At 39.6% G+C, this 12347-nt stretch carries 15 protein-coding genes and 1 riboswitch; of the genes, 5 read left to right on the forward strand and 10 right to left on the reverse strand.

Annotation, left to right across the window (positions count from 1 at the left end; all coding sequences use genetic code 11):
- Positions 1-54: 54 nt before the first annotated feature.
- Positions 55-711 carry a helix-turn-helix transcriptional regulator gene (locus KUV80_RS08655; protein WP_246625133.1) on the reverse strand — a complete coding sequence of 219 codons (657 nt, stop codon included), beginning with the start codon at positions 709-711 and terminating at the stop codon, positions 55-57.
- Between the two features lie 80 nt (positions 712-791).
- Complete coding sequence (locus KUV80_RS08660) at positions 792-1187, reverse strand: DUF86 domain-containing protein (protein WP_425308783.1); 396 nt, start codon at positions 1185-1187, stop codon at positions 792-794.
- Positions 1188-1340: 153 nt separating this feature from the next.
- On the opposite strand from KUV80_RS08660, the gene KUV80_RS08665 reads away from it, so the two are divergent.
- Both KUV80_RS08665 and KUV80_RS08670 read left to right on the forward strand, forming a co-directional pair.
- Positions 1341-1610 carry a DUF3055 domain-containing protein gene (locus tag KUV80_RS08665; RefSeq protein WP_222462329.1) on the forward strand — a complete coding sequence of 90 codons (270 nt, stop codon included), beginning with the start codon at positions 1341-1343 and terminating at the stop codon, positions 1608-1610.
- A 93-nt stretch (positions 1611-1703) separates the two neighbouring features.
- The gene (locus KUV80_RS08670) at positions 1704-1997 is read left to right on the forward strand and encodes a hypothetical protein (RefSeq protein WP_222462330.1); all 294 of its coding nucleotides are present in this window, start codon (positions 1704-1706) and stop codon (positions 1995-1997) included.
- Between the two features lie 28 nt (positions 1998-2025).
- Here KUV80_RS08670 and KUV80_RS08675 read toward each other — a convergent pair whose 3' ends face one another.
- On the reverse strand, positions 2026-2301 hold the full coding sequence (locus KUV80_RS08675; RefSeq protein WP_077359566.1) for a YutD family protein: 276 nt from the start codon (positions 2299-2301) through the stop codon (positions 2026-2028).
- A 121-nt stretch (positions 2302-2422) separates the two neighbouring features.
- Between KUV80_RS08675 and KUV80_RS08680 the strand changes: the two genes are divergently transcribed.
- Entirely contained in the window at positions 2423-3034 is a 612-nt protein-coding gene (locus KUV80_RS08680) for a YhcN/YlaJ family sporulation lipoprotein (protein WP_222462331.1), read from the forward strand.
- Positions 3035-3072: 38 nt separating this feature from the next.
- On the opposite strand, the gene lipA is transcribed toward KUV80_RS08680, so the two are convergent.
- Positions 3073-3957 (reverse strand): lipoyl synthase, encoded by an 885-nt coding sequence (lipA, locus tag KUV80_RS08685; protein ID WP_222462332.1) that lies wholly within the window; start codon positions 3955-3957, stop codon positions 3073-3075.
- Between the two features lie 214 nt (positions 3958-4171).
- On the opposite strand from lipA, the gene KUV80_RS08690 reads away from it, so the two are divergent.
- On the forward strand, positions 4172-5173 hold the full coding sequence (locus KUV80_RS08690; protein WP_222462333.1) for a M23 family metallopeptidase: 1002 nt from the start codon (positions 4172-4174) through the stop codon (positions 5171-5173).
- A gap of 651 nt (positions 5174-5824) precedes the next feature.
- Here KUV80_RS08690 and KUV80_RS08695 read toward each other — a convergent pair.
- The 6 genes from KUV80_RS08695 to KUV80_RS08720 form a co-directional block, all read right to left on the reverse strand.
- Positions 5825-5929: a methionine/alanine import family NSS transporter small subunit gene (locus tag KUV80_RS08695; protein ID WP_222462334.1), complete on the reverse strand. Its 105-nt coding sequence runs from the start codon at positions 5927-5929 to the stop codon at positions 5825-5827.
- A gap of 1 nt (position 5930) precedes the next feature.
- Positions 5931-7433, reverse strand: a complete 1503-nt coding sequence (locus tag KUV80_RS08700; RefSeq protein ID WP_222462335.1) for a sodium-dependent transporter — start codon at positions 7431-7433, stop codon at positions 5931-5933.
- Between the two features lie 190 nt (positions 7434-7623).
- On the reverse strand, positions 7624-9213 hold the full coding sequence (locus KUV80_RS08705; protein ID WP_222462336.1) for a Na+/H+ antiporter NhaC family protein: 1590 nt from the start codon (positions 9211-9213) through the stop codon (positions 7624-7626).
- 140 nt (positions 9214-9353) lie between these two features.
- A riboswitch (Lysine riboswitch) is annotated at positions 9354-9534 on the reverse strand.
- A gap of 97 nt (positions 9535-9631) precedes the next feature.
- On the reverse strand, positions 9632-10468 hold the full coding sequence (gene yunB, locus KUV80_RS08710; protein ID WP_222462337.1) for a sporulation protein YunB: 837 nt from the start codon (positions 10466-10468) through the stop codon (positions 9632-9634).
- 60 nt (positions 10469-10528) lie between these two features.
- Positions 10529-11011: a dihydrofolate reductase gene (locus KUV80_RS08715; protein ID WP_222462338.1), complete on the reverse strand. Its 483-nt coding sequence runs from the start codon at positions 11009-11011 to the stop codon at positions 10529-10531.
- Positions 11008-11802, reverse strand: a complete 795-nt coding sequence (locus KUV80_RS08720) for a thymidylate synthase (protein WP_222462339.1) — start codon at positions 11800-11802, stop codon at positions 11008-11010. Before KUV80_RS08720 ends, KUV80_RS08715 begins: the two co-directional genes overlap by 4 nt.
- A 175-nt stretch (positions 11803-11977) precedes the next feature.
- Here KUV80_RS08720 and KUV80_RS08725 point away from each other — a divergent pair, with 175 nt between their 5' ends.
- Positions 11978-12280: a YunC family protein gene (locus KUV80_RS08725; protein ID WP_222462340.1), complete on the forward strand. Its 303-nt coding sequence runs from the start codon at positions 11978-11980 to the stop codon at positions 12278-12280.
- Positions 12281-12347 lie beyond the last annotated feature (67 nt).

Here is a 12347-nt window from a genome sequence, read left to right on the forward strand (position 1 = left end):
CTTTAGTATCCTTATCATGTGCCCTGAGCAAAAAAAACACACCTGAAGGGATTTCTACACTTCAGATGTAAGCTTATCTTCTTTTATGACATAACAGCAATAATCTCCGCCTTTTGCCATACATGTTTTTCGTTCGATATCATCGGTGTTTAACATTCTCTTAAAAAGAGAGAGCTCGCATGAACAAGCTTGTTGGTATTCATTGGCGACCATAGCAATCGGACAGTTGTACTCTGTTAGCACATATGTGCCAGCCTCTTCACCCTTTTTCCAATCGACCATGTATCCTGCTTCATTTTGAATATTTGCAAGTTCATTAACCTTCTCTTCAAAGCGAGTGAGGGTATTCATCCGGTCTTTATATTTATCCTGCAGACGATTTTCTCGTCGTTTAAATAATCTATCAACGGTGTGGGTTCCGTCCATCTCTTCGATATCCTTTAAGAAGTCAACGGTCAGACCGGAATAGTTTCGTGGGAATTGTTCGTCTCCAACAGCTGACAAATGATAAAAGTGAATGGGTCTTCCCATTGCCTGACGAACTAGCGTGGTTTCAATCACATGGTCCCGTTCTAACGTATTAAGATGGCGTCTTACGGCCATTTCAGTTATCCCTAGGGATTTAGCCATCTCCGTAACAGTCATCCTTTTATTTCTTTTTAAAAGATAGATGATTTCATCACGAGTTGAGGTGTGATTCTTCACGGTCATCACCATCCTTTTTTATCATTTTACCGTAAATCCAGCAAAACGTACATTTTTAAATATAAATGTATAAAAACTATACATGTTTATTCTGGTAAGAAGGCCGAGACTGGTCCAAGCTCCTCTTCTAAGTACCTTTTGATATGATGCGGAAATGCTGTAAGTTCTGTAAGCTGAGAGGTTATCGTATCAAAGGTTTGCTTTACCTCTGCTTGCGGATATTCTTGAACGAGTGCTTTTCGAAGTGCAACGACCTTCTTTAAAGATGTTCCTTCTTCAGGCGGAATTACGTTTTCATCGATAAGGATATCTAATATATCTTCAAAACTGCCTGGATCACGCATAATAAATCCATCGATAATCATGTTTCCTACATCCATCATCGATTCGATAAGTAAATGTCCGATTCTTTCAACTGCAAGGATTTCAATGCGGCTTTCTGGGTAAGACATACTGTTAAATGTCTTTAACAAAGCACTCATATACTCTAAATGTTTGCTTATTTTATTGCGGTCAACAAAATACATAGCCATCACCTTTTGTAAGTTTCTCAAGTAAAGTGTAACATAAAAAGGGAGCAATCATTTATCCTATCAATCAAAAATAAAACATATGGGTTTAAGGAGGCACTACACATGTCAGAAGAAACATTTTTCTTATACGACGATACTGAAAAAACGGAAACACGCTTTGTTAGCTTTATGGGGAAAAATACACGTTTTGATCTTGCTATCGTAAAATCAAACCGTCATTATGGGAAATCACTCGTTTTAAATATGCTTGGCAGCCATTTCGCAATTATTGGTCAAGATGATTTGGAAGAAGAGGGATACCTTGAACACGCATTTAATTTGACAGAAGAAGACGCTATGGAGCTCCGTGATTTTTTAGCGGAAGTGGTTTAATCAAAACAATCAAAATGTACCAAGAAATGAATCATCCACTGTAGGATAAACTGAAGTTAAGGATATCTTTATCCTAAACTGGCCTATGAGAGGATGGTTTTTTTGTTCGAAAAAGAAAACAATGAGTATACGGATTTTTCGAATGTTGAGACCGGACGCAATTATGTTCTCCCTGAGGATCTGCCTGAGGGTCCATATGGTTCTCCAGTGAATAGGGCTCTTGGCAAGTCAACCCCTTGGAAAGAGAACCAGCGCTATTATAGTGCCTTTAACTACGAAAACAAAAACCTGCACGAAGGGTTAGAACGACAGGACCCTGGAGCTCATCCTACCCATGATGATCCAGAGCGTCATACTCAAGAGCCGTATGAAAATTCTCGTGGCTAGCATAAGAAAAACCCCTGAGTTTATTTAATCAGGGGTTTACTTTTTTTAACACAAAATACGGACATCCGAAATTGCAATATTCATAAATGTATTCCGGCAATGTGCTGATTTTCGTATCGAACGTAGCTTTTTCGTGGTTATCTTCAAAAAATCCACGCAAACGAAGCTGTTCGTATCCGAGATCACCAACAATATAATCGTATTTATGTAAAATTTCACTGTAGCGCGCTTTAAATTGTTCCTCATTAAAGGCTTCACGTACATCTTCAATCACTTCATAGGAATAATTACCAACTGTAATCAAAAATGCTTCACCTCATTTCCTGATACTTATTTTACCATGTTTCTGCAGTTTACAGCCAACAATTTCTTTGTAAAAGAAATGCATTTAAGGTCATTCTAATGAATAAGGAGGTGAAAGACCTGTGAAAAAATTAGGAATGCTTCTGGTGTTCTCCATCATTCTTGCGGGATGTGGCGGTGGTGACCAGAAGAAGATGGGCGAAGAATATAAGTTTTCAAAAGTAAATGTAAAAGATGAGAATCGGATTGGCAACAACCAAAATTACGGGGATTTCGGATATATGCGTCATATGTCTGGGGATAAAGTGAAATCTGGAAATAATGTACCTTACTTAAATCGCCAGAAGCTTGCAGACATGATTTCAGATATGGCCCTGCAATTACCGGATATAAAAGATGTAGGAACACTCGTGACGGACGAAGAAGTGTTGATCGGATATAAGACGACAAACAAAGATCGGAATGCAGCTGCAGACCAAGTTAAAATGACTGCCTTTTCTGTAGTTCCTCGATATTATCATGTTTATGTGACGGACGAAAAAGGCATGATCGATAAAATCGAGCAATATCAAGGGCTAAATAATGATACGGAAGATATTGAAGGAATTATTGACCAGTTAATACAAGAGATGAAAAAAGCACCACAAGGTAAAAAATGGAACTATGGAGAGAACGAAAACGGCGAAATGAACGGTGAAACCAATAACATGCGCAGTAAAATGGAAGGAAAATAAAAACCAGAAGCAGATTATTGCTTCTGGTCTTTTTTCTTTTAAGCGTTTTGTGCTGCTGCATTAACTTGTTCATCTGCGTGATAAGATGAACGAACGAGAGGACCTGATTCACAATGTTTGAAGCCCTTGCTGAACGCGATATCTCGTAATTCTTTAAACTCTTCAGGCGTATAATATTTTTGAACTTTCAAGTGTTTCTTCGTAGGCTGTAGATATTGACCAATCGTCATAATATCTACGTTATTCGAACGAAGATCATCCATTGTCTCAATGATTTCCTCCCACGTTTCACCAAGACCGATCATTAGGCTTGATTTTGTAGGGATGTTTGAATTCATTTCTTTTGCACGTCTTAAGAACTCCATCGTTCTGTCATACGTAGCGCGTGCACGAACTCTTGGTGAAAGGCGTCTTACTGTTTCAATATTGTGATTCATAATATCAGGTTTAGCATCCATCAACGTTTTTAACGCATCGAAGTCACCAAGCATATCAGATGGAAGAACTTCAATGGAACAAAATGGATTACGCGATCTGACAGCCCGTACGGTTTCAGCAAAAACATATGCTCCTCCGTCCTTCAGATCATCACGGGCAACAGCTGTAATAACCACATGTTTAAGTCCCATTTGTTCTACAGATTCGGCAACACGCCCTGGCTCCTCCAGATCTAATTCTGTTGGCAAGCCTGTTTTAACTGCACAAAAACGGCACGCACGGGTACAGATATCCCCTAGAATCATAAATGTCGCTGTTTTACGCACTGCCCAACATTCATGAATATTTGGACATTTCGCTTCTTCACATACCGTATGTAGCTTCTTTTCGCGCATCATTTTCTTTAATTCTTTATAGTTTTCATTCGTATTTAGCTTTATTTTTAACCATTCCGGTTTACGTTGATATTCTTCTTTTTTCGCCATCATCATCACCCCAAATTTTCTAGGTCTTTTCTTACATAATGAAAGTCATTAAATTACACGTTTTAACACCAATTTAGGTATTCTTCATCATCAATACTCTACCATATGACAGCCAAAACTCCAAACAAGAGTTTTTTCCAACATTTTTCCTTCATGTTTTTTACTAAATTCAACAAACTAATGGTAAAAGAAAGAAAGGAGTGGTTTGGAACGTATGAGGAAATTCATAATCCTGTTCCTCACTCTGGCAGCCCTTCTTGTGACCTTTCTTCCCGAAAGAATTAGCGAGGCAGCCGAGCGATTTACGAAAGAAGATGTGGATAGGCTAAGCCTCTATAAAAAAATGGAGTCCGTAACCCTTATTCCATGGCATTATTTTGCTGGGGTAGATCAATACGAACGCAGTGTCAGAAAAGCCCGCAGAGATCTTCCAGCGAGAAAGGGGTTAGTAGGCATATATTTTTCGCCTCTTCAATGGTCTGGACCCATCAATCCCAAGATGGATGATACAAATCCAGAAAGAATCGCCATGTTCGGGGGCATTGGTAAAGACGGCAATAATGATGGCATTGCAGACCGCAATAACGACGAAGATATTCTGTTTACGTTTGCTGACATCATCCAAAAACATGGACATGACATTGAAAATTTTAGAATTGGACTTTGGAGTTATTACCAGCGAGATAAAGCGGTAGATATTATTATGGAAAATGCAAAGATTTATCAATCCTATGGCACCGTTTCATTAGATAAACACAGCTTTGTTGTACCATTAAGAGCAAACTACAGCTACCGCAACACATGGGGTGACCGTCGTGGGTTCGGTGGTTTACGTATTCATGAAGGTACAGATATTTTTGCGGATTATGGAGTGCCCGTAAAGGCTGCTTCATTTGGTGTTGTAGAAGTTAAAGGCTGGAACCGTTTCGGCGGCTGGAGAATCGGTATCAGAGATATTAATAACGTGTACCATTATTACGCTCATTTGAGCAGTTTTAATAAGGGCATCGAAAAAGGAACGATAGTGGAGCCTGGCATGGTAATCGGTTATGTGGGAAGCTCGGGGTACGGACCACCCGGAACGTCTGGAAAATTCCCTCCACATCTTCATTTTGGCATGTATCGAGATAACGGAATAACCGAATGGGCTTTTGACCCTTATCCGTATTTAAAAGCGTGGGAACGGCAAGATCGAATGGATAACAAAAGAAAGTAAAAAAAGAAGCCATGCGCTTCTTTTTTGTTTGTGGAGATCGGGAACAGTATGGTGATGGCTCGTAAATCTTTGGAATCTCTCGTAAATTCCTGAGTTCGCTCGTAAATCCCTGGGTTCGCTCGTAAATCCTCTGGAATCGCTCGTAACCCTCTGGAACCGCTCGTAATCCTCTGGAATCGCTCGTAAACCTCTGGAATCGCTCGTAATCCTCTGGAACTGCTCGTAAACCTCTGGGTTCGCTCGTAAACCTCTGGAACCGCTCGTAAACCTCTGGGATCGCTCGTAAACCTCTGGGTTCGCTCGTAAATCCTCCAGCCAAGCATAAAACATCCGGGGAGAGCATAAAACTCCCAGAGCGAACATAAAACTCCCAGGGCGAGCATAAAACCCCCAGGACGAGCATAAATTCTCCGGGGCGAGCATAAAACTCCCAGAGCGAGCATAAAATCCCCAGGGCGAGCATAAAATCCCCAGAGCGAGCATAAAATCTCCATGGCGAGCATAAAATCCCCAGGGCGAGCATAAAATCCCCGGGACGAGCATAAAACCCTCAGGAAGAGCATAAAACTCCCAGGGCGTACGCTACGCCACCTTTTATGACTCTTCATACAAAAAAGCTGATTCTTCAAGTGGAAGAACCAGCTTTTTTTATTACTTTTTTCGTGAAACACGAACTACATTAGCAATACTTGCAATCAGCCCGCCCCATAGAATGACCATGCCGATAACCATCATTGTAATCGCACTACCAGTCATATCAGCTGACCTCCTTTTTTGCTGCCACTGTTTCTGACTTCCATTTTACTAAGCTTAATAAGAAACCAAGAACGATAATTCCGACCGCAACGATCAGACCGTAGGAAACAATCAGATCAGTAGGATAGTCGCCATAATTTTTTGATACATTCTGCTTAATGGCATCAAACATCATATATCCAAGAAGGATTGGCGTTACAACGCCTAGGCAAGCTTTCCACCAAAGACCCGTACGCAAGTCTGAAATCCCGTTAGCGTGATTTTGAAGTCCTTTTAGCTGTTTAAAGAACCACGCAATCAGGACTACTTCAATTAAACCAGATAATGCAATACCAAAGTTATTGATGTAATAATCCGTGATATCTAGGATGTACAATCCACCATTTGTAGCAAACAATAATGAGATTAAAGAGGCTACTCCTCCACCCATTAATACCGCTTTTGTACGGGAGATGCCGAACTTGTCCTGCAGAGCTGACACATACGTCTCAACGATAGAAATTAAGGAAGTCATCCCTGCGAACACAAGTGTTAAGAAAAACATCGTTCCGAAAAAGGCGTTAAAACCAGGGAACTCATTGATAATGGCAGGGAATACTTCGAACGCTAGTCCGATTCCGCCCTTTACAACTTCAGCTACCGGGACACCCTGCTGTGCTGCCATGAAACCTAAAGCAGCGAAAACTCCGATACCTGCAAGAAGTTCAAACCCTGAGTTTGCAAAACCCGTAATGAACGCATTGTTATTAATATCAGATTTCTTAGGAAGATAGCTGGAATACGTAATCATAATTGCAAATGCAATGGATAATGAGAAGAAAATTTGACCGTAAGCCGCTACCCAAACCTTACCGTCGCCGATTGCACTCCAGTTCGGAGTAAAGAACGTATTTAATCCTTGACCAGCACCATCAAGTGTTAACGCACGAATAACGATTAATGAGAACATAATAACAAGAGCAGGAATAAAAATTTTATTAAAGCGTTCAATTCCTTTTGCAATACCTTTATAAAGAACCAATAAGGTAATTACCCAAACGATTAAAAGAGCAATGACTACTCCAGGCACAATCCCGCCAATGTCACCTGGTTTTGCACTTAACTGCAAGACTTCTCCGTAGAAAAAATCAGAAGGCTTGTCTCCCCATGTTAGGTCGAGCCCATAAATGGAATACTTTAGAGCATAAGCGATAATAACGGCATAATAAGTCGAGATGACAAATGCAATAAAAACTTGCCACCAACCAAGCCATTCCGCATTCTTATGAAGACGGAAATAAGATAATGGAGCTGAACCCCGGTACTTATGACCTAGTGTAAACTCCATGATCAATAAGGGAATACCTGCCGTTAATAGTGCTACTAGGTAAGGGATAAAAAACGCGCCTCCACCATTCTCGTAAGCAACAGCTGGAAATCTCCAAATGTTACCCAATCCGATAGCAGAGCCAACCGCAGCTAGAATAAATCCATAGCGGCTTCCCCATTGTTGCCGATTTTCCATAGTTGTGTCCCCCTTTTCATAATGTCAAAAATTTTACAATAATGACTTTTTTCTGACTATTCGGTGTTTAGTATATTACAAAATATTGAATTTTGTCAAAAGGTTTTTAGTCATTTTGTCGTAATATAGGGAAACACGTCGTATAAATATAAGAAAAAGTGCCCGGTTTAATATACCGGACACTCCCTTATTAAGCATTTATTGTATCATCTGTATCAGTATTTTGACTTGACCATGTTAGTAAAAGGACTAACGAAACAGCAAACGCAATAGCTGACACGAGCAATCCTATCCATACACTTTCCGTAAATCCAAGTGCAAGATAACCGAACATAGATATAACGGCTGCAATCAAGCTGTAAGGCAGCTGAGTTATGACGTGATCAATATGATGACTTCCTGCTCCTGTTGAAGAAAGAATGGTTGTATCAGAAATTGGAGAGCAATGGTCACCAAACACTGAACCTGCAAGTACTGCTGCTAATACAGGAAGCATTAGTTCAATATTCGTAGATGCAGCAATTTCAGCTCCAATCGGAAGCATAACACCAAATGTACCCCAAGAAGTTCCTGTAGCAAATGCCATCAAACCGGATAAAACAAACAGCACAAGTGGCAGATAAGCAAGATTCATATGCTGATCAACCAATCCAGCAAGATACTTTCCTGTACCGAGACTGTCAATGATTGAAATGATTGTCCATGCAAACAGCAAAATCGTTACCGCTCCCCACATGGATTGCACTCCTCTTCCTAATCCTCTAACAAAAGTGGAAGTACCCATCTTTTTAGGCAAGAATAAAAGAATGGCTGCAACTAAACCGATTAATCCTCCATATAGAAGTGATTTTGGCACATCAGTATTTTCAAAAACAGATAATAGCGTAACAGCAGTTGGTTCTTCTAAACCTCTTACATTTTGAATGCCGGTATAAATCATAAATCCAACGGTTGATACGATTAAAAGGAGAATAGGCCAAACAAGGTCTCCTACTTTTCCTTTATCGCTTTCTTCAAGTTGAATCCCTTCACCAATGGCTCCTTTTTTCTCAGGATCAATCACTTCTCCTGTTGCAAGAGCACGGTGTTCATGCTTTTTCATCGGACCGAAATCCAATTGAAAATAGGATACAGCAAAAACAAGCAAGAGTGCAAAAACTGCATAAAAATTCAAAGGAATCATTTGAACAAAAGCACTAAAAGCTGAAATGTTTGTAATCTCATGCGTGGCAAAAATCGTACCAATGATCCCGATAATGTAAGCTCCCCAGCTGGAAACAGGTGAGATGACACAAACAGGTGCAGCCGTCGAATCCAAGTAATAAGCGAGTTTTGCGCGCGAGATCCGGTGGCGGTCCGTAATGGGTCTGCTAACATTCCCGACAGCTAATGAATTGAAATAATCATCAATAAAAATGACAAGTCCAAATACGACGGTTAAGAGTTGTGCCCCTCTTCTTGTCTTCACACGAGAAATGGCCCATTCACCAAATGCACGGCTTCCTCCTGCAAGTGAAATGATGCTCGTCATCATTCCTAAAATAAGTAAAAAGAGCAAAATATAAACGTTCCATTCATTTAAAGCACCTTCTGAGATGAAATGTCCTTTTACAATCGTTCCAATTTCTTTTAATGTCTCGCCGATCTTAAAATCATGCAGAAGCAATGCTCCGGCTAGAATACCTGTTCCAAGAGAAACAAGCACTCTTCTTGTCAGTATAACCATTAAGATTGCTAAAACGGGCGGGATTAATGAATAAATCGAATTCTCAAATTCCATGATCTTCCTCCTTTTTGTATTAGCCATCCAATTTGAGGAGTGTATACAGGACGTTGAGGAAAAAGGACAAAATAAAAAGCGATTAATAGACAAGGAAATAACCTGCTATCAATCACTTAAGTAATTTATGGTTTTCCTCATCGATCAGTAGTCCTCCACTGCATTGTTACCCTTGCAGTGACAGTTTTACACTTATTTAGTGCAAACCCAGCAAAAGTGAACAGACTGTTTCTTTTGCTTCGGCGGAAGTTCCTTTCCTCTTTCTTCACAGACGTCACTCTCTGAAAAAGTACTATTAAAATCCGCTCCTCTACCCCATCGGTGATAGGCTTAAAGACATATAAAATTAAAAATTCAATTTTAATTATAACAAAGCTGAGTTTTTGGTCAAGACTATTCCATACTGTTAAATAAAGGATTATAACTCAGCAGCTTCTACACCAGCATCTTCTGTCGAGCTTTCTTTGCTCTTCTTTTTCTTTTTATCTTCTTTTTCTCTAATATCTGGATCGATAGGAACAGTTGGCTGTATAGGATCTCCAGATTGATTATAATAAACAGGAACTTCCCCTTTTATGAACTGAGCAGTAATCTTAATCGGTCTTCTAACAACGGTTGTTTCAGTAGCAAATGGAATAACCACTCGCGTTTTTACCGTTACAATAATATCAATATTGATCCACGTGTTGTTGATTCCTGAATTCTCGATTTTTTCTTCAATATCGGTGTTTGCTTCCCCAATAAGCATAAATTTTATCGGGATTTTAGGACCTAGATTAGCAAGCAATGAGTTTCGAGTGGCCTGCCCGAGTGGAATCTCCATGATCACACCTGGTTCATTTTGATAAGAATTTACCCCAACCTCATCGGAACCCAATACTTCGTGTGCTCGCCCCTCTTCAATTTCTTTCAAATATTTTTGTACGACTTTTTGTGACTGATTCGCTACTCTGTTAATGACAGCCTGATTGATTCCTGCGAATACAACATTTCCTTCATTATCTGTTTTATACTCAATAATATCACTCATTTCAGATGGTCCTACTATTTCATTATCAATCGCTTCACTTATTGCTAAAGCTGCAATTTCTTCCGTTTTCTTTTGAGCGATAAGCATTAGCGTCGGTTCAATGCCTCTATTTACAATCCAAAGTCCCTGTATCGTTATGAACGTAAACAGGATAAAAGAAATCAGCAACACAAACCGAAAAGGAAGCGGTCCTTTTCGCAGTTTCATTTTTCTTCGTTTTAACAAAAGGTAACCCCCCTTTATCTACATATGTATGCAGACAAGAGGGGGGCTAGTTCAATAATTTTAAGAGTTAATTTTTTCGTACACGACGAATTCATGGGGATACTTGTTTTTCTCATCTACTGTGCCTGTTGAACGAGAAATTTCTTTCCATTCATTTTGATCTAACTCTGGAAAAAAAGTATCAGCCTCAAAGGTTTCATGAATTTCAGTTATATATAGACGATCTGCAACAGGAAGAAACAGTTTAAAAATCTCTGTTCCACCTATTACACAGATTTCCTCTGCATCGATGGCAAGTACTTCGTCTATTGAATGCACGATTTTAGTTCCTTCTGCTATATAGTTTTTATCCCTTGTTACAACAATATTCTCTCTGCCTGGAAGGGGTTTTCCGATTGATTCATACGTTTTGCGCCCCATTACAATGGGTTTACCCATCGTTACCTTTTTAAAATGCTTCAAATCGTTCGGTAAATACCACGGTAAGTCGTTATCTTTTCCAATCGCACGATTTTTGTCAATTGCAACAACAAATGAGATCATACGCTTACAACACCTTTAATATGAGGATGTGCTTCATAATCCACCAATTTGAAATCTTCGTAAGTAAAATCAAAAATATCCTTAATTTCGGGATTCAGTTTCATTTGCGGCAATGCCTTTGGCTCACGTGTCAGCTGAAGCTGCACTTGTTCGATATGGTTATTGTAAATATGCGCATCACCGATCGTATGAACAAACTCACCAGGCTTTAGTCCTGTTACTTGAGCGACCATCATCGTCAATAAAGCATAGGAAGCAATATTAAACGGCACACCTAAAAAACTGTCTGCTGAACGCTGATAAAGCTGACAAGAAAGTTTTCCATCAGCCACATAAAACTGAAACAGCAGATGACATGGTGGAAGAGCCATATTCGGAATATCTGCAGGATTCCAAGCTGAGACAATCAGTCTTCTTGAGTCAGGATTTTTTTTAATATCTTGGATAACGTTTGAGATCTGATCAATCGTTTCACCATTTGGTGCAGACCAAGAACGCCACTGGTGTCCATAGACAGGACCTAAATGACCGTTCTCATCCGCCCATTCATCCCATATTTTTACGCCGTTTTCTTTTAGGTAGGAGATGTTCGTATCTCCTTGTAAAAACCAAAGCAATTCATGAATGATTGACTTTAAGTGAAGCTTTTTTGTCGTTACTAGCGGGAAACCCTCTTCTAAGTTAAACCTCATCTGACGTCCAAATACAGATACAGTCCCCGTGCCTGTCCGATCCTCTTTTTTCGTACCGTTATGTAAAATATCTTGAAGAAAATCCAAGTATTGCTTCATACTTTATCTCCTCCTCTTTTCTTTTAATCGTACCATAGGATTAGATTTACATGTTCATTATTTGGCGCAATCAAAGACAATTTTTTGTTCAACTTTTCGGCTTAAAAATAGCGTTAACACCTAACACTTTTTTCTTTTTTACACATAAAAATAGTAAGGAGAAAGGAGTGGAAGCATGTTAGAGATGAACCCGATCTTAATAGAAGGACATCCATTTACCGCTGTCACCCTTCGTTTGCCAAAAACAAATTTTATGGCTGTATTTAACGACAATGGTTATATCATGTGTGGAGCTTTAGATGTAGCCTTATTGAACGAAAAGTTAGCAGACCGTAAAATTATTGCAGGCAGAGCTGTTGGTGTACGAACGATAGAGCAGCTGCTGGACGCGCCTCTAGAATCTATTACGCTTGAAGCGGAAGAAAAAGGCATTGAAGTTGGTATGCAAGGGAGAAAAGCACTTTTAAAGATGCTTTAACAATAAGAAGCTGACACATTCGAATCCTAAAATAACTAGTTTGCAGTCATTTTACTTCAACATGAGT

Source organism: Fictibacillus nanhaiensis (assembly GCF_019801215.1).
Taxonomy (GTDB): Bacteria; Bacillota; Bacilli; order Bacillales; family Fictibacillaceae; genus Fictibacillus; species Fictibacillus nanhaiensis_C.